The 17685-nt window shown below is 61.4% G+C and carries 12 protein-coding genes and 4 pseudogenes; 9 read left to right on the top strand and 7 right to left on the bottom strand.

Features of this window, described 5'->3' with window-relative positions; genetic code table 11:
* The first annotated feature begins 1 nt into the window (after window position 1).
* Entirely contained in the window at window positions 2-907 is a 906-nt protein-coding gene (locus tag NKH42_RS26555; protein WP_352753246.1) for an HlyD family secretion protein, read from the top strand.
* A gap of 459 nt (window positions 908-1366) precedes the next feature.
* Here NKH42_RS26555 and NKH42_RS26550 read toward each other — a convergent pair whose 3' ends face one another.
* Both NKH42_RS26550 and NKH42_RS26545 read right to left on the bottom strand, forming a co-directional pair.
* Window positions 1367-2029, bottom strand: a complete 663-nt coding sequence (locus tag NKH42_RS26550; RefSeq protein WP_502896122.1) for a sugar transferase — start codon at window positions 2027-2029, stop codon at window positions 1367-1369.
* Between the two features lie 317 nt (window positions 2030-2346).
* Window positions 2347-4164 carry a GumC family protein gene (locus NKH42_RS26545; RefSeq protein WP_352753235.1) on the bottom strand — a complete coding sequence of 606 codons (1818 nt, stop codon included), beginning with the start codon at window positions 4162-4164 and terminating at the stop codon, window positions 2347-2349.
* Between the two features lie 823 nt (window positions 4165-4987).
* On the opposite strand from NKH42_RS26545, the gene NKH42_RS26540 reads away from it, so the two are divergent.
* The 3 genes from NKH42_RS26540 (at window position 4988) to NKH42_RS26530 (ending at window position 8605) form a co-directional block, all read left to right on the top strand.
* Entirely contained in the window at window positions 4988-7294 is a 2307-nt protein-coding gene (locus NKH42_RS26540) for an AGE family epimerase/isomerase (protein WP_352507588.1), read from the top strand.
* A 278-nt stretch (window positions 7295-7572) separates the two neighbouring features.
* A complete protein-coding gene (locus NKH42_RS26535) occupies window positions 7573-7827 on the top strand; it encodes a DUF982 domain-containing protein (RefSeq protein WP_352507536.1) in 255 nt (84 codons plus the stop codon).
* Between the two features lie 550 nt (window positions 7828-8377).
* Window positions 8378-8605, top strand: a complete 228-nt coding sequence (locus NKH42_RS26530; RefSeq protein WP_352507535.1) for a hypothetical protein — start codon at window positions 8378-8380, stop codon at window positions 8603-8605.
* Window positions 8606-9107: 502 nt separating this feature from the next.
* Here NKH42_RS26530 and NKH42_RS26525 read toward each other — a convergent pair.
* From NKH42_RS26525 to NKH42_RS26515, 3 genes and pseudogenes are all read right to left on the bottom strand, one after another.
* Window positions 9108-9383 carry a hypothetical protein gene (locus tag NKH42_RS26525; protein ID WP_502896123.1) on the bottom strand — a complete coding sequence of 92 codons (276 nt, stop codon included), beginning with the start codon at window positions 9381-9383 and terminating at the stop codon, window positions 9108-9110.
* A 164-nt stretch (window positions 9384-9547) separates the two neighbouring features.
* A pseudogene (locus tag NKH42_RS26520) lies at window positions 9548-10215 on the bottom strand (ATP-binding protein); the annotation flags it as partial.
* Between the two features lie 107 nt (window positions 10216-10322).
* Window positions 10323-11098 (bottom strand): annotated as a pseudogene (locus NKH42_RS26515) (Mu transposase domain-containing protein); the annotation flags it as partial.
* Window positions 11099-11124: 26 nt separating this feature from the next.
* Here NKH42_RS26515 and NKH42_RS26510 point away from each other — a divergent pair.
* The 4 genes from NKH42_RS26510 (at window position 11125) to NKH42_RS26495 (ending at window position 14394) form a co-directional block, all read left to right on the top strand.
* Window positions 11125-11412, top strand: a complete 288-nt coding sequence (locus NKH42_RS26510) for a DUF5372 family protein (protein WP_352507533.1) — start codon at window positions 11125-11127, stop codon at window positions 11410-11412.
* Between the two features lie 167 nt (window positions 11413-11579).
* Window positions 11580-12059, top strand: coding sequence for a helix-turn-helix domain-containing protein (locus NKH42_RS26505; protein WP_352691180.1), 480 nt, complete (start codon window positions 11580-11582; stop codon window positions 12057-12059).
* 258 nt (window positions 12060-12317) lie between these two features.
* Window positions 12318-13070: a recombinase family protein gene (locus NKH42_RS26500; protein ID WP_352507531.1), complete on the top strand. Its 753-nt coding sequence runs from the start codon at window positions 12318-12320 to the stop codon at window positions 13068-13070.
* Complete coding sequence (locus NKH42_RS26495; protein WP_352974650.1) at window positions 13024-14394, top strand: recombinase family protein; 1371 nt, start codon at window positions 13024-13026, stop codon at window positions 14392-14394. Before NKH42_RS26500 ends, NKH42_RS26495 begins: the two co-directional genes overlap by 47 nt.
* On the opposite strand, the pseudogene istA reads toward NKH42_RS26495, so the two are convergent.
* Both istA and NKH42_RS26485 read right to left on the bottom strand, forming a co-directional pair.
* Window positions 14395-15098, bottom strand: a pseudogene (istA, locus tag NKH42_RS26490) (IS21 family transposase); the annotation flags it as partial.
* A 66-nt stretch (window positions 15099-15164) separates the two neighbouring features.
* Window positions 15165-15479: pseudogene (locus tag NKH42_RS26485) on the bottom strand (tyrosine-type recombinase/integrase); the annotation flags it as partial.
* A gap of 572 nt (window positions 15480-16051) precedes the next feature.
* Between NKH42_RS26485 and NKH42_RS26480 the strand changes: the two are divergent.
* A partial coding sequence (locus NKH42_RS26480; protein WP_352974647.1) for a family 16 glycosylhydrolase occupies window positions 16052-17685 on the top strand: 1634 nt, incomplete at its 3' end.

Raw genomic sequence — 17685 nt, 5'->3', positions numbered from 1 at the left:
GGTGCTGCAGGCGGTGGGGATCGCGGGCGGCCTGCGGACACGCGAGGAAGACGTCTTGAGACTCGAGCGTGAAGTGATCGCGGGCCAAGGTGACGTGGGATTGCTGGCGCTGACCAACGTCAGCTTGCTTGCCCGCAAGGCGCGACTGGAATCCGAACTGGCTGGCAGCAACGACATCTCTTTCCCTGCAGAACTGAAGAACAGGGCTTCGAATGGAACGGTCGGGTTGACGATGGAGCAGGAGCGCAAGATCTTCGCTGTTCGCAAAGACGCGCTGACGACGCAACTCCGTGCACTTCACGAACTCAGGGAGTTCCTGGAAAACGAACTGGTCTCGCTCGAGAAGCAGCTGACCTTCCACGACAAACGGGTCGAACTCGTCCAGAAGGAGCTTGCGGGCGTTTCGACCCTTGTCGAGAAAGGGCTTGCGGTTGCTCCGCGGGAATTCTCTCTGGCGGGAATGGTCGCCCAGATGCAAAGCGACAGGTTGGCTGCCGAGACCTCGCTCTTGCGGGTCAGGCAGGAGATAAGCAAGACTGACATCGAGATCCTCGACCTCAGCAATCGCCATACCAGCGAGGTCGCCGAGACGTTGAGGGAGACGCAGCTACAGCTCAATGAAGTCGGCAGTAAAGTCGACACCGCAGTACAGTTGCTGCACGAAACCGAGGTCACGGCCCCTGCTCTGCTCGCCCTCAGGGAACGCTCCGAAAGGGCCAAGCCGATCTTCAAGATCGTGAGGACGTCCGACAGCGGCACGGAAGAACTCACGGTTGAGGAAACGACGCCGGTCGAGCCCGGCGATACCGTGAAGATCGAGATCCCACTGCCGCAGTCAGGCTTGGCTGCGCTGCCTGCAGGCGGCAGCTCTCAGGCGGAGCCGATGCCCGTTCTGGACGCCAACTGATCAAGTTGTATGGTCCAGCGCGGCCTTCGCCTCGTTCGCTCGTTGACCGGTCACCCACAGAATTGACGCGTTGGCGTGAACCGGGGCAGTTGCCATGTACTTTGAGGCACCCTATCAGGGAGCCGCCAAACGTGACAGAAATCACCACCCTGACTGAACCTTCCCTGGCGCAAAGAGCCAATTGGTCCGCGGATACCAGTGGAGACATCGGTGCTCATAAGTGTAGTGGCCGTATCGGCGGTCGGCGTTATGTTGGGAGTGCGGTTCAAGGCTCCCGCCCTTATCGCGGCCACCGGCCTGCTACTGATCGGGAGTTTTGTCTGGAATTCCCTAGGGCTGCCGGGCTACGTGACCGTCGCCAAATTCCTGATCCTGGCATTCGCATTGGCCTGCGCTTATATCGTAGGTCTGTTCCTTTCCGTGCACCGGAGGCGGAACGAACGGTGATCCTTGCGGACTTCAGCAAGCTCTGTCGATGCGAATGACCGCGAACACGGTCCTGAACAGGATCACGACGTCGACCCAGACCGACCAGTTCCGCACGTACTGGCTGTCCAGCGCCACGCGGTTGGCGTAGTCCATGCTGCTTCTTCCGCTCACCTGCCACAGGCCAGTGAGTCCCGGCCGCGTCCGAAGGTATTCCCCCAGGTGGTCGCCGTACCGTTTGAGTTCGTCATTCACGATGGGCCTTGGACCCACACAGCTCATGTCGCCTCGGATGATGTTGAAGAGCTGGGGGAGTTCGTCCAGGCTTGACTTGCGAAGCATCCACCCAAGGAATGTGACGCGAGGATCGTCCCGGATCTTGTGGGTTTCCTCCCATTCCAAGACGACTCCCGGATTGGCTTTGAGATATGCTTTTAGAACTTCTTCCGAATTGGCAACCATCGAGCGGAACTTGTAACAATTGAACGGTTTCCCGCCGAAGCCAACTCGGCTGTGCGAAAACACTGCTGGGCCTCCCGCCGTCACCCTGATCAGCAGGGCGACGACGATCATCACTGGCGCGGCGATCACAAGTGCCATGACCGCTACGACCAGATCCATGATCCGCTTCAGGAGACCTCCCAAGGGAGGCTCCGTCGCTCGTGTACTGGTGGCGGGCGACAGGTCTGTCAACACTGTCCCGGCACTGTCCTGGTCGGGCGCGGGAATAACGGGCAGTGCTATCGTTCTGCTGTCGGTCGCCGACAGTCGAGGTGACTGAACCCAGATCGGGGTTCCCTGATGCGACGGCTTCTCGACGGCATTCGTTGTCATGGGAGGGTCGCTGTTTCGAATTGTTCTCCACACTTTTCCAAGGTCGGAGCTCGTCGGCAAGAAAGGCAAAGGAGGTAGCGTGGCGGTCCTGAACTATCCCCCTAATCCCACGCTAATCCCAAGGAATGATCCCCCACACGCTTTTTGCGACTTTCGAAGGAGAATACCTCGCCATCCGTTCATGCTTTGCGGTGCTTGGCGCGCGCCTTCGTCAGAAGCACGCCAAGGACGGGCGTCCTGCTGGCCTGCAGCGTTCTGACTAGTCCCCGCAACGTTTCGACGTGTACCTTACCCCACTCGGCGAGGATGACCACGCCGTCCAGGACGGATCCGACCATCAGCATGTCGGCTCCCGAGGCAAGTGTCGGCAAGTCGAAGATGACAATGTCGTAGGGGGTAATGTCGCAGGCGGCAAGGTCCGAGAGAAACGCCTCCATATTACGTGGTGCCAGCAGGTTCTTGGCCTGGACGACCGAACTTGGAAGCAGGTCGAACGACCGCCCCGGAGCGCAGACGATGTTGAGCCGGACAGGATCTTGGAACGGTTTGTCCAGGGCGCCCGATGGGCCGAGTAGCCGCTTGGTCATAGCCGGCCGCCAGACGTCGGCGTCGATCACCAATGTCTTCAGGCCGGACATCGCGTAAAGGGTGGCAAGATTGCTGGCAACGGAACTCTTCGAACTGTCATTGGATACAGCGGTTAACCCAAGGAATTTGATCGGGTGGTTGGTTTCCGCAAGGCTGATTTCGGTCCTCGCTTTCCTGAGGCTCTGGCTGTATCGGGAGTGCGGATATCTTGCCACTTCGTCGACGTGGCCTGATGCCCTCCTCCTGCTGATGGCCGGTAGTTCTCCGACGCATTCCACACCTAGATTCTCCCGGATGCGTCGGGGCGACCTTACGGTCCAGTCGAGCGTATGCCTTGCTAACGAAACGCCGATACCGAGAATGAACCCGGAAACCGCCGCGAAAGCCAGCATCAGCTTCGGCCTTGGAGCGCTCGGCTGGAGCGGCGCCGTCGCAGCTGTAATCACCCTTGCGTCTGCAACCGGGTATGACTGCTGGCTCACCGAGTTGGTGTATGCCTGCAGGAAGCTTTCATACATCTTCTGGTAGGTTTCGGCAGTTACCTCAAGCTCCTCAAGCGTCGGGACGGTGTTTGCCCCGTCCTCCGGTTCGCCTTCTTCGCCGACGCTGTAATCGTGCCGTGAACGGAACTCCTGCGCTTTCGCCATGGCCCTGTTCATCTGGGTGCGCAATTGGCGAAGGCGCTTCTCCAGCCATGCGCCGCCTTCCCTTGCTGCCTCGGCCTTTGTTTCGATCTGCTCACGCACGAAAGCATCGGCAGTGGCGTTCGCAATCCTGGCTGCGCCTTCGGGATCAAGTGAGGTGAAGGATATGTTGATGGCGTAGGAAACGCCGACTCTGCGGATGTCGAGGCCTTGGCGGAAAATCAACATGGTGCGCCGGGACTTCTGGTAATCGGTCAGCATCACAGGCGTCTCAGGCACGTCCAAGCCAGAAAACTCCCAAAGCGAGGTGAGCCAAGCGCTTTTCTGGAGCTCGAAAGCTTCAACCAGGATCGCTTTTATTTTCCTGATTCTCTCCACCAAAATCGGAACCTGTGGACGGTTGAACTTGGGATCGTCAACGAGTTTCAACCGATCGAGGACCATGACCGCAATCTTTTCCGACTGCATGACTGCGATCTGGCTTTCCACTTGGGCAGTGTCCAATGACAGATTGACTTCGCCCCCCTCCTGCAGGTGTTGCGGCAGTTTCGGCTCGATCAGGATTTGTGTGCTGGCAGTGAAAGCTGGGTCGGTGGTCAAATTGTGAAACCAGGCCACCAAGACAGCTGCGGCCACACAGGCAATGATCGTTCCGAAATAGCGCCTCAGAAATCCGGCTATATCGGCGAGGCTGATAAACTCCTGACTAGCGGAAGGCTGCAAGTCAGTTGTCGAGGCCCATTGGTGGGGGGATATGCGATCCAATCACGTTCTCCAGCACGCGTGCGGAAAAATCCTGCGCGCACGCCGTCTCGACGCAAGCGGTCCATGGCATTCGGCCGATGTTTTCATGAAAGCGAAGGCCCGGCGTTCCCAGAGTGCCGCAAAAGGCTACCCCTGCGCCAGGAAAGGTAAACGCCGCCAATGGGCGTATAGCCTACGCCCTATGGGAGGGGAGAATGCGCGGCAGGCCTCGTTCTCGATCTGTCGACAAATGATATTGCGGTTCCAACGAGACCCGCCGTCCGCGGTTGATCGCTACATTCCGCGTGAGGTATCGATCTTCGCGCACATACGTTCGGGGTCTCGCCGTTTTCGATCGCCTCCAGTGCGAACGGCGCACAGTCCGTCATCCTTCTTCGCACGGGGGGCGGAGTTCCGCGGATGCCGTTGGATTTCCTTGAATGCCTTCGAGAAGGCGAGCCAAGCGTCAGAAACACCTTTCGCCGACATTCTCGCGGACAAGGAACCCGCGGGCCGCGGCATCTTGCAACGCATCCTTGTCGTCGGCGCCCGAGCAGAGTGCAGCTTCAGGAATACACTACCACGCCTGGACGCGTCATCATTTCGGCCATCGGCATGGATGCTCCCATTGGATGAGGGGGCGCGAACCAGCGTGTTAGGACTACTCGAATTCATGAGGGGGCCTGCGCCCGGCAGCGTGCTAGGGCTGTTCCGCGCCAGGGCGGAGCAAGATGGTGCTGGTCTCCGGCGCGACGTCGCGAGATGTTCGGGGCTCTCGATGCCGAGCGGCGCCGCAATCCAGAGGTCGGAGCCTACAACCAGACATTCTGAGAGGGACTGGACCATGCCGGAGCGGATCGTAAGTTTTGTCATGAGCGGGGGCGTCGGCTCACGGCTGTGGCCGCTCTCGCGCGAAGATAATCCCAAGCAATTCCACAACCTTTCGGGCGACGGCTCCATGCTTGCGAAGACTGTCCGGCGCCTCAAGGCGCGGAGGGACGGCGAGACGCCGATCTACCTGATAGCTTCCGAGCGGCATGCCGACCGTGTTATCTCGGACATCGGTCCGCTTGGCCTAAATGGCGGCAGACCGATTTTCGAACCCGTCGGCCGCAATACCGCCGCGGCGGTGGCCATAGCCACTTTGCACACGATCTCCGGATATGGCGGTGACGCGCTTGTGCTCGTGGTCCCCTCCGACCATCAGATATCGACCGAAACGCAATTCTGGGAAACCGTCGAGGCGGGCATACCCGCCGCCGATTCAGGAAGCATTGTCATTTTCGGCATCAGGCCGACGCATCCCGAAACCGGGTACGGCTACATCGAGGTTACGGCAAATAGTGACGGCGGGGCCGCCGTTTCCGTTTTGCACTTTGTCGAAAAGCCCAATGCCGAGACGGCCCGCAAATATGTGTCTTCGGGAAGATTCTACTGGAACGCCGGCATCTTCCTGTTTCGTGCCGACACGATGCGGAAGGCATTTCTCGACTTCCGGCCGGACATCTGGGACACCGCGGAACGGGCCTATAAAACTGCACGGACCGACGTCTCGGGCATCTACCTGCCCCAGGGCTTCTATTCGGCTGTCCCATCGACGTCGATCGACTACGCAGTCATGGAGCATGCACGCGGTATTGCGATGGTCACGGCTTCCTTCCGCTGGAACGACCTTGGATCGTGGCAATCGCTGCTGGAAGCCAGCCCGACGGACCGCGACGGCAATGTCGTAATCGGCGACGTTGTCGCCCTGGATTGCGGCAACTCCTATCTCCGGAGCCAGGGCAGACTGCTGACAGTCATCGGAATGAAAAATGTGGCGGTGGTGACAACACCGGACGCGGTTTTCGTCGCTCCTGTCAGCCACAGCCAGAATGTCAAGAAAGTCGTCGAACAACTCGAGAAGAGCGGACGACTCGAGACGAAGTTCACGGCGTCGGAAGACCGGGTCATCATCAGCGGGTCATGGCGCAAGCGCGTCGAGCACTGGCTCTTCAACGAAACCCTGCCGCTGTGGTCCACTGCAGGTGTCGACGATGTGTATGGCGGCTTCCACGAGGCTCTCGGTTTCGATGCAAGGCCGCTGGGGAAACGCAAGCGCATGCGCACGATGGCTCGCCAGATTTACGCGTTCGCGGTGGCCAAAGAACGCGGCTGGGTCGGTCCGGCCGACAAGCTCATCGACCACGGCATCGACTTCATCGCGAGACACGGCCGCACCGATCGCGGTGGCTGGGTGCGCACCCTTAATTCCGACGGTAGCGTGGCTGACCCGGCGGAGGACGCCTACGATCATTCCTGCGTTCTCCTGGCGCTTGCCCATGCTCATCGATGCGGCCATCAGGACGCCCTACGGCTGGCACAAGAGACGTTCCATTTCATCGACACCCATCTCGAGGACGATAGCCTCAACGGCTTTCTCGGACCCTCCGGCCGGGACGGGGTGCGGTTCTCGAACCCGCATATGCACATGCTGGAATCCTTCCTTGCTTGGCATGGGGTCACCGGCGACCGTGCATATCTCCGTCGGGCGGCACGCATCGTCGATCTCTTTCGGTGCCATTTCTTCGACCAGGAGAGCTGGACGCTTGGGGAACATTTCGATGTCGAGTGGCTACCGTTGCCGGGAGACGAGGGACAGTGGACCGAACCAGGGCACCATTTCGAATGGGCCTCGCTCCTCGTCGATTTCGCGCGGGCGAGCGGGCAGAGAGACTTGGCAGCGTACGCAAGGAAGCTCTATTCGTCGGCGATCGCCAGCGGATTGAACCGGGCCACGGGGCTGGCTTATGCAGCCGTGTCGCGGCAGGGAATGCCCTTTGACCGGCTCTCCCGCAGCTGGCCGCAATGCGAAGCCATCAAGGCGTCCATCGCCCTGGACGGAATTGGCGGGCCCGATCTGAAACCAGAGATCGAAGCTCGTGTCGCCCGCCTCTTCAAATGGCATATCGATCCCGCACCGCTTGGCTTGTGGGTCGACAGGATTGACGAGCGCGGAAGGTCACTGGCGACTGAGGTCCCCGCGAGCATTTTCTACCATCTCGTGACGGCCTTGATGCAGTATCTGGACAACACCGGAGGACAAGTCGAACCATTCCCGCTACCAGCTTTGGATATGAGCAAGGCCGTTCCGAAGCAGGTTTACGGCTGACCCAACTGTCCGCCATGTGCGAAAAGAGATACCGCGCATGGCGGCGCGACTGGGGTCAGGGAAAACCGCGCCCGACTTCGGCCCAAGCACTGTTAGCCGTCGATTCGGCATGCCGCGGCAAGCGTATACCGGCTTCGTACCGACCGCTCGGACAACCGTCGATAAACGTTTGGAAACAGCCCGTCACGGACTCAGACATGCCTAACAAACGGTTAACCGTCCTCATCGCTGAGCCGGTTAGTAAAGACGAAACCCGCTAGCCGCCCTGAGGTCCCTTCATGGCCCCCCACTGGTTCAACCCTCCGGTCCCCGTCAAGACCGAGCGTCTCGGGATCATCCGCAACGTCAACAACGCCGAGGCAGCCGGCGAGGAGCTGATGAAGTGGACCAAGCGTGGCACTTGCTGGGACCTCGCGGTGCGCGTTTGCATCGCAGTAATTTTCGACGAGATGGAACCTGAGGAGGCCCGCAAGGCATTCCTGGCTGCTGCAAAAGAGGAAGGGACGTTACTCCCCCCAAGGACAACTAGCTAAATTGGATTGCGGTATGAGGTTCTATGTGTCTCTGACCAACACCGCCTCGCGAAAGGAGCCCGGTGAGGGAGAGGCGATGGCCCCCCCACAGTGGCTGCACATCCACGAAGAATCGACCGCTGCGAGCTCTAAACCCGCGAGGGCCTACATCGTTCCCTCATCCGCGCCTACGCGAGTTGCGGCTGACTGGGAAGGGACGCCCCGAACATGACAAAGAGAAACAATGAAGGTCATGCGTCTGTCTCCAAAGCAGTTCGGAAATTGATCCATTCGGAAGACAATCGTCGTCACATACACAAGCTGTTAAGGCTAGAAGTCGAACCAGAACTGCCGCCGACCCTAGCGTCATTACTCGCGGCTATTGATCGGGCCAAACAGGGGCCGACCGAAGAAGGTACCTAGCGGGCTAGCTAAGCGTTAAACAGAGGCTCGCTCCGTGCTGGTTTCTCTGATCCCCTCTTAGAAAATTTCCTACAAACCTTCCCCTTGATTTTTCCCGACACAGGATCATCAATGTTCCCTTGGGTTATCGCTGAGGTGGAGGCCTCGGATGAACGTTCGGACGAACTGTCGACCCAGCAAAATGACTGCCCATGAGCTTGTTGAAGAGCTGATCTTACAATCCCGTCGCGGCCAAATCATCTCCGTCAAAGAGACTATCGCAGCGGTGCGCCGAGACGGGCCACATCTGGTGGTAAGTGACTGTGAGCTGGTGAAGCTTATTGTCGATGCTGCCCCAGCCTTTGGCCTGTTCGTCGCGTTCGACCTTCGCGAATAGCCTCGTGGCAACCCATTGGTTCTCCCCTCCGGTGTACGTCGGACGACCGAACCAGGTTGTGGGACGAAATGCGGATCGAGGCGCGCTCTATAGGGTCGAGAGGGGCATGGGAGGTCTTCGCGCGAGCCAGTTATCCGATCCCCGCCACAGAAATTCTATCCAAAATTCCCGACTGTTGCGGCCCAGCACCGTACCAATGTACGATTCGTACATGGCATTGATGTCGGTCAGGGAGGGAGTAGAGTCCCCTTCGGCGTGTCCCTGGGGAGGGTTGGATGAGCGTCGCGCAAAGGGTCAGTCCGGTTCTTATGCAAGCAATCTCCACACTCCTAAACAGGGCGGACCGTCGCGACACCGTCTCGATCAAAGCGGCACTACACGAAGCATCGCCTGCATTGCCGACGAGATGGAACCTGAGGAGGCACGGAAGGCATTCCTGGCCGCTGCCGAGGAGGAGGGGTTGTTCCTTTCCTCATGACCAAGTCTCCTGACCGGCCGACCGTCACTCTATGTCCGGCACGTCGCCACCAACAAAGAGTGTCGTCGGCTCGCCGTATTCGCCCAGCGCTGGGTGAGCATCACGCGACCACGCAATGACACCCGCGTGTTTCGTCGCCAGAGCTTTGGCAGTCCTTATTGCCCGGTCTTCGGTCTTTTGCTCGGCTGGCCCATAGACAGGCTGAAGGTCGCCGGTCTCGTCACGGTCGGACGCGGTGACTTGTGCTGCGGTAGGATGCTCTCTGCCATGCTGACTGCCTTCCTGTGACGCGAGCCTTATTCGGTGTCGCTGGCGTACCATCTTCGGCGGTGCCATCCCCTGTTTGCGCATTTCGCTGATTGTGAGCGGCCATTTCACGCGATGGTGAGCGCTCATTTCATTTGATCGTGAGCAGGTATTTCACGCGATCATGAGCAGCCGCTTCGACCGACCTGTTCATTGATTCAGGTGTTTGCGGCTGCGTCAAGAGCGTGGGCGCGGGCGTTGTGTTTTCGCATGCTTTCTCCGGTGAGTTGAAGGCGGTGAGCGTTGTGGACGAGGCGATCCAGAATCGCGTCGCCGAGGGTGGGATCGCCGATGACGTCGTGCCAGTGCTGCACGGGGATTTGGCTGGTGACGATTGTGGATGCACGGCCATGGCGATCGTCGAGGGATCTCCAGCAGGTCGCGGCGCTCGGCGGCACTGAGAACCGACAGGCCCCAGTCGTCGAGGATGACGAGTTGAACGCGCCCAGCGTCTTGAGCAGCCGTCCATAGCGCCCGTCGCCGCGCGCCAGGGCGAGCGCCTCGAACAGGCGCGGGACGCGATGATAGAGCACCGATCGATTGTCGCGGCAAGCCTTGTGGCCGAGCGCGCAGGCAAGCCAACTCTTGCCCAGGCCGGTTGCGCCTGTGACCAGCAGGTTTTCATGGCGGTCGATCCAGTCGCCGCCGACGAGCCTGGCGAAGACGGCGCGGTCGATGCCGCTCGGCGTGCGCAAATCGACATCTTCCGGCAGGCGCTCTGGCGCAGCGCGGCGAATTTGAGCCGCGTCGTGAGCCGTTTGGTGTCGCGCTCGGCGGCTTCGCGATCGACAAGAAGTCCGATGCGCTCCTCGAACGACAGGGCCTCGAGATCCGGTGATCGTCGCTGCTCCTCGAAGGCTTGGCCATTCCGGTCAAGCCGAGTGCGATCAGCCGTTCATGGGTGGGATGGGTGAGCATTGAGATCTCCATGGTTCAGTGGAAATAGCCCTGACCGCGGATGTTGCCGTGGCGTAGGGGTTGATGGTCGGGCGTCTCGTCGAGGAAAGCGCGATCAAGGCCGTTCTTAAGGATCGAACGGATCGAGGCGACGGAGCGTGCCTGGATGAGGATGCCGCGTTGGCAGGCTGCGTCGACGCGCGCGTTGCCGTAGCTCTTGGTCAGAGAAAGAATGCCGAGACAGGTGCGAAAGCCCTGTTCGGGATGCGGCCGGTCAGCGATGACAGTCTGGAAGAAGGCGGCGGTGGAAAGCCCGATCCTCTCGCCGGCCGCGATCAGTTCCCCCGGCGTCCACTTGCCGTAGCGGCGATGCGCGCTCGGCATGTGATCGGCAACGGTCGTATGGCCGCGCCGGTTGGGCGCACGGGCGTGGCTGGCGATCCGCTGCCCCTTGTGGAAGACTTCGACGGTCTTGTCGGCGACCCGCACATCGACGAGCTCGCGGATCAGGCGGTAGGGCGTGGAATACCAATGCCCGTCAACCTCGACGTGATAGTCGGGCGCGACGCGGCAACGCTTCCAGCGCGCAAAGACGTATGGCTGGTCCGGCAGTTCTCCCAGCTTCGGCCTGTCGATCTCGGCGAAGAGTTCGGCGGGCTGGAGCCGAAGCCGCGCATCTGGCGGGCGTTGAGTTCGGCGACGAGCAGGCGGATGGCGGCGTTCAGCTCCGCCAGACAAAAGAAGCGCTGATTGCGTAGCCGCGCCAGGACCCAGCGCTGGGCAATTTGCACGGCAACCTCGACCTTTGCCTTGGATAAAGCCGTCAACTGCAGCCCGTGTGGGGACGACCGGCCTCACGGTCCGCATTACTCACCCATTCCACCCGCTTAAAGGCCAGAGCTTCGAGATGATCAGCCGCAGCCCGCATTGGGGCGAGGACCGGGTGATTTACCGGGCGGCGGACGGGACCTTACCCACGATTGCCGCCGCAATGACGGACATGGAGCAGCCTGACGCATTCCGGCGCGTCGCCGCCGGGCGCGCGGCCTTCCGGACATCCGACCTATTGGATCTGCTGACGCTTCTGGATCGGATCTCTGCGCCGGCGGAGGCGGAGGATGCGTAAGGTTAAATACGCCGCTTGTGTAAGGCAAATTACGCCGCACCGCTTGCTTGCGCACCGGAGCTATGCCCGCAATTGCAGGACTTATCCCGGGCATAGCGGATCTTCCTTGTTTGACGTCTCATCAAGTAAGGCGTATTTATATTTACGAATCAGTTTGGACGATGGGCATGGCGAATCCAAAGCTAAGACGACGCGACCCAAAGGCCGAGGCCTTGGCCCGCGACGGCGCGCTCAACCCCCACCCCGAGGCCGTGCGCGACACGCTGTTCGCCGGCAATCCCTTCTTCGATGCCAAGGATCTTGTGCAGGTCCGCTACGAGATGGTGCGCCGCCATCACGCCGATCGCGTGCCGATCAGCGACGTCGCCAGCGCCTTCGGGGTGTCGCGGCCGACCTTCTACAAAGCGCAGAGCGCCCTGGCCGAGCACGGCCTCGCCGGGCTGGTGCCCCAGCAGCGGGGGCCAAAGGGCGGCCACAAGATCTCTGCCGAGGTCCTCACCTACATCGACCAACTCAGGGCGACGCGGCCCGACCTCACCGTGCCGCAATGTATCGACGCGATCGCCACACGCTTTGGCGTCAGGGTGCACCGGCGAAGTCTGGAGCGGGCCATGGCGCCCAAAAAAAAACGACTCGATCTGCCCTAACCGTCCGCGCGACCAGCCTCGTCGGCACATACGAACAACTGCGCACCGCGGTGCTCAGCGCCCAGCTGATTACTGGATCAGGGCTGCTCACGCTGCGCCGTCAGGGCATGGTCGCCTGGATCAAGGCCGCATCGACAGCACCCAACTTTACGCCGCCTTGCCCGGTACATCGCCCCCCGTCGGCAGGCGCGATCGCCACCAGCGAGCTCACCCTCATCCTTGCCAGCCTTGTTGTCACGCTAACCGCGGAGCCAGCACATGCCTGACCTCAAAGTCACCGCCGATCACCTGCGGCGCGACGCTTACCTCTACATCCGTCAGTCTACGCTTCGACAGGTCGCCGAGAACGGCGAGAGCACGCAGCGACAGTATGGGCTGCGTGACCGCGCCATTGCCGCCGGTTGGCCGGCCGAACGCATCCACGTTATCGACTGCGACCTGGGCAAATCGGGATCCAGCGCCGTTGCCCGCGACGGCTTCCAGGAACTGGTCAGCGAAGTAGCCCTCGCCAAGGCCGGCGTCGTCATGGGGCTGGAGGTCTCGCGCCTGGCCCGCAACTCCGCCGACTGGCACCGGCTGCTTGAGCTGTGCGCCCTGACCAGCACCCTCATCCTCGACGAGGACGGCATCTACGATCCGGCCAGCTTCAACGACAGGCTGCTGTTGGGCTTAAAAGGAACGATGTCTGAGGCAGAGTTGCACTTCCTCAAGGCGCGCATGCGCGGCGGCCAACTCAACAAGGCAAGCCGCGGCGATCTGAAGATAGGGCCGCCCGTCGGCCTGGTCTACTTGTCCGACGGCATCATCGCGCTCGACCCGGACGCCGAGGTGCAGGCCGCGCTCTGCATGGTGTTCACGACCTTCGAGCGCCTGGGCAGCGCAACCAGAACCGTCAAGTTTTTCCTCGACGAAGGTATTTTGTTCCCGCGGCGATTGGCGCAAGGGACCGCACAAAGGCGAGCTGATGTGGGCGCCGCCGCGGCATGCCCGCATCCTCCAGGTCTTGCATAATCCGAGATATGCCGGCGCCTTCGTCTACGGTCGAACGCGTGGTCGGCCGCGGCCGGGCGGCGTCTCGCAGATCAAGGTTGGTATGGCCGAGTGGCGGTTCGTGATCCCCGACATGCATCCGGGCTATATTGACTGGGAGCGCTTCAAGGCCAAGCAGCAGCGTCTCGCCGACAATGCGCAAGCCTACCGAATGCAGCGCCACGCCGGACCGGTTCGCGAAGGATCTGCCTTGCTCCAGGGCAGAGTTCTCTGCGGCCTGTGTGGCGGGCGCATGGGCGTCCATTACAGCCAAGAGCATGGTCAGCCTGTCCCGACCTATATCTGCCAGGAGACCGCCACCCGCCGAGGCGGCAAGGTCTGCCAGTCCGTGCCCGGCAAAGTCGTCGACCCGGCAGTGGGTGCATTGCTTGTCGAGCTGATGACGCCGATGACGCTTGAGGTCACCTTGGCGGTGCAGCGCGAGCTTGAGGCACGCGCCGCCGAGCCGGACACTTTGCGCCGACAACATATCGAGCGAACGCGTCATGACGCCGAGCTCGCCCGGCGCCGCTACATGAAGGTCGATCCCGACAATCGCCTCGTTGCCGACACCCTCGAGGCCGAGTGGAACGAGAAGCTGCGGCTCCACACCGACGTCCTCGAGGACTATGAACGACGCGCGCCCGAGGAAGCCGCCGCCCTCGATGCCGAGACGCAGCAACGCGTCCGCGATCTTGCCGAGCAGTTCCCCCGGATCTGGAGCGATCCTCGAGTCGACATGCGCGAGCGCAAGCGCATCTTCCGTCTGCTGGTCGCCGACGTCACCTTGGTCAAGGCCGAGACGATTACCGCAAACGTGCGACTCTCCGGCGGGGCGACCCGCACCTTGACGCTCGACCGGCCTTTGCCGATCGCCCAGATCCGCAAGCTCAAGCCCGAGCTCGTCGCCGAGGTCGACCGCTTGCTCGACCGTCATTGCGATCGCGAGATCGCCGATATCTTCAATGAACGCGGTCTGCGGACCTGGGAAGGCAAGCCGTTCAATCTCAAGAAGATCGGCTTCATCCGCGGAGCCTATAACCTGTCCAGCCGCCGCCAGCGCCTGCGGGATTGTGGTATGCTCACCACCCAGGAAGTGGCCGAGCGCTTCGCTATCGCCGAGACCACCGTGCATCAATGGGGGCGCCAGGGCCTCATCACCAAAGTCTACAGCGACAATCTCAACCGTGGTCTGTGGGACATTCCTCATGACCTCGAGATCGTCAAAGGCCGCCCGGGCCGAAACGCCGTTCCCGCCCGCCGTACCTCAATTACCGTGCCGTCAACCGAACAGGACTCATTTTGAAACAATTGCCTTATCCTTCGGGCGTCTCGGCCTCGCCGCGAGCACTGCGGTGCCGTAATGGCTTGCCATCTCGGCATAGGTTCGGTTGAGGCCGGGGTCGTAGCGATCGGGGTTGGTGACGGCAGCCTTGAGATTTGTCGCAGATCACGAACTTCGGCACGCCGCCCAGAAAGGCAAAAAGGTTCGTGTGCACGCCGATCCAGTCGGACAGGCTCTCGCTCGGGCACGCCTCGGCGTAGGTGTAGTTCGAGGCGCCCATCGCCGCGACGAACAGCTTCATGGAATGCGCTTCGCCGGTGACGGGGTCGAAGATGTCGATAGTGTCGCCAGCGAAATCGACAAACACCTTCTCGCCGCCCAGATGCGTCTGGCGCATCGTCAGGCGCGCGTGCCCTTTCCAGGCCTCGAAGGTCGTGCAAAACCACGTATAGCCAAAGCCATCAGGGTTGGCAGCGCAACTCCTTCTCCACATAGCTCCAATCGGGCACCGGCCGCCGAGGGCTTTGCGAAGCCGCCTTCGGCGCCGGGAAGAGCAGCAGCTCAAGCCCTTCGTCATCCATCCCCTCGGGCAGCGGCCAGCTCAGCCCGGCAAGACGGGCACGCCGCAGGTAACCATGCACGACCCCATTGCTCACCCCGAGCGTGCGCGCGATGGCGCGCTCGGTCAGGCCTTGGGTTGCGGCTCGGGAATAGCTCGGCAGCATCACGCCGCGGCGCTTGCCCACTCGCCACCAGGCGCGCAACAGATGGAGCAGTTGCGGCGACAGCATGGCGTGACGATCCTTGCGCCCCTTGCCCTGCTCGACACGGATCAGCATGCGCGTCGAGTCGATGTCACTCACCTTGAGCGCCACGATCTCCGACACCCGCAACCCCGCCCCGTAGGCCGTGCCGAGGGCGGCCTTGTACTTCGGACCTGGTGCGGCTTCGAGCAGCCGCGCCACCTCCTCGACGCTCAGCACCAGCGGCAGCTTGCGCGGCTGGCGGATGACGGTGAGACGGCGCGCGAGATCGGGCCGGTCGAGCGTCACGGTGAAGAAGAAGCGCAGCGCCGAGACCGCGCTGTTGATCCCCGGCGGCCGCATGCCGCTCTCGGTCTGGTGCAGTTGGAAACGGCGCAGGTCCTCAGCGTCGCGGTATCAGGCGAGCGCCCGATGAAGGCTGCAAACGCCTTCACGCAATGGATATAGTCACGGCGCGTATCCTCGGTGAAGCCGCGCATGGACATGTCTTCGATCATGCGCTCGCGAAGCGGGCTGCCGGATGGATGCGTAGGGACGGTCATCGGATGCTCCTCTCAAGCTGAAGGTTGACACTTCATGCTCGGAGGCCGATGGCCGTCCGTCACCCCTGATCGATTAAAGCCTCACCGATGCTGCCGATAAAGCGCAAGCCTCGAAGCCCGCGCCATCCCGCGAGCGGGTCGTTCACTGACCCCTAATGGTCATTCCGGAGGCGAGATTGCAGGTCCGAATCGGATTGAGAAAACGGACGTTCGGCCATCCTATCTGCGCCGACCGTCGCGCCACCCCGCTGGCGAGACGCCCGTGAGCCTCTTGAAACCCCGACTGAAGGCCGCCTCCGCCGGCCTACAAGCCTACGGTGAAGGCCGCCTTGTCGCCTTAGGACGAACATTGCAAGTCCGGGGAATAATCCTATGACGATTCCGCGCGTGGAAGTGATCACCTCGGTGCAGCGCCGGCGGCGCTGGTCGCGGGCGGTGAAGGAGCGGCTGGTTGCGGCGCGTTCGAGCCCGGCGTTACGGTATCGGAGGATACGCAGTATCGTGTGCCGGCTACGTCAACCGATTTGCGACATCTCCCAAATTTCTCGTGAAATGTTGGGGATAACCGTACTGGCCGCATTGCGAATGGGTGTCCACTACACGATTAGGCCTTGGTGGGGTAACCACAAGAATGTTGAGAGAACGAGGTGCCCATCAATGGCTGCGACGGATCTTCCTGGCGATTGGACCGGACAGTACAAGGGATCGAAACTGAACCTCTCGGGGTTCAAGCTTTCCTTTTCTGACGAGTTCAACACGCTTGATGTCGTGCCGAACAACGGCATCGGCAAGTGGTTCGCGCCTGTTCACGCCCCCGCTGGGGCCGCAAAGTACATGCCGCCGGTCGGAGAAACCAACCCGTTCTCCGTCTCTGACGGGCTTCTGACGATAACCATGAAGCAGGTGGACGGCGCCTGGCAGTCGGGAACGATGCAAACGGTTAACAGCGCCGGCGAGGGTTTCGCGCAAGAGTACGGGTACTTCGAGATGCGCGCCGCCTTTCACGGCGGGGCGGGAGCCTGGCCGGCCTTCTGGATGCTGCCGCAGGATACTTCTGTAACGCGTCCGGAAGTCGACATCGTTGAAGCGTATGGGGGCGATCCCGATGGTCATCACCGGGCGGTGCACTTGAGCAATAAGGAAAGCCACGCTTGGGAAAGCGACTATACGCGCCTGGCCGATTCGATGTTCGACGGGGCGTTTCACACCTACGGCGCGAGGATCACGACGGACTGGATCACCATGTACTATGACGGCAAGGAGCTGAGCCGCTTTCCAATGAGCGACTTTTTCCGCACGCCGCTCTATATGCTGGTCACGCTAAGCATGTATTCCTCCGGGGTCGAGCAGGCTTCCGGCACGTACAAGATGGTCGTCGACTACGTCCGCGCCTATGCCGCGCCGAACGTGATGGAGCAGCACCTGACCGGGACGGATGCGGCGGATATCCTGAAGGGCGGCAATTTTGACGACGTTCTGGACGGCAGAGGTGGTGCTGACAGAATGTCCGGCGGTCTGGGCAACGATACCTACCGCGTCGATAACGCATTCGACGTCGTCATTGAGGCGGTGGGCGGTGGCACCGACAAAGTACTGGCCTCGGTAAGCCATGCCCTTGCGGCCGGCTCGCAGATCGAGCTTCTCGCCACCATCAACGCGTCCGGCACCACGGCAATCAACCTCACCGGCAACGAGTTCGCCCAGACCATCCAGGGCAATGCCGGCGCCAACATCATCAACGGCCGCGGCGGCGCCGACACGATGACCGGCTATGGCGGCAACGACACCTACTATGTCGATAATGCCGGCGACAAGGTCAACGAGGCAGTGGGCGGCGGCACCGACAAAGTACTGGCCTCGGTAAGCCATGCCCTTGCGGCCGGCTCGCAGATCGAGCTTCTCGCCACCATCAACGCGTCCGGCACCACGGCAATCAACCTCACCGGCAACGAGTTCGCCCAGACCATCCAGGGCAATGCCGGCGCCAACATCATCAACGGCCGCGG

Source organism: Mesorhizobium sp. M1142 (assembly GCF_040318565.1).
Lineage (GTDB): Bacteria > Pseudomonadota > Alphaproteobacteria > Rhizobiales > Rhizobiaceae > Mesorhizobium.
This window is presented reverse-complemented; position numbering and strand designations above follow the sequence as displayed.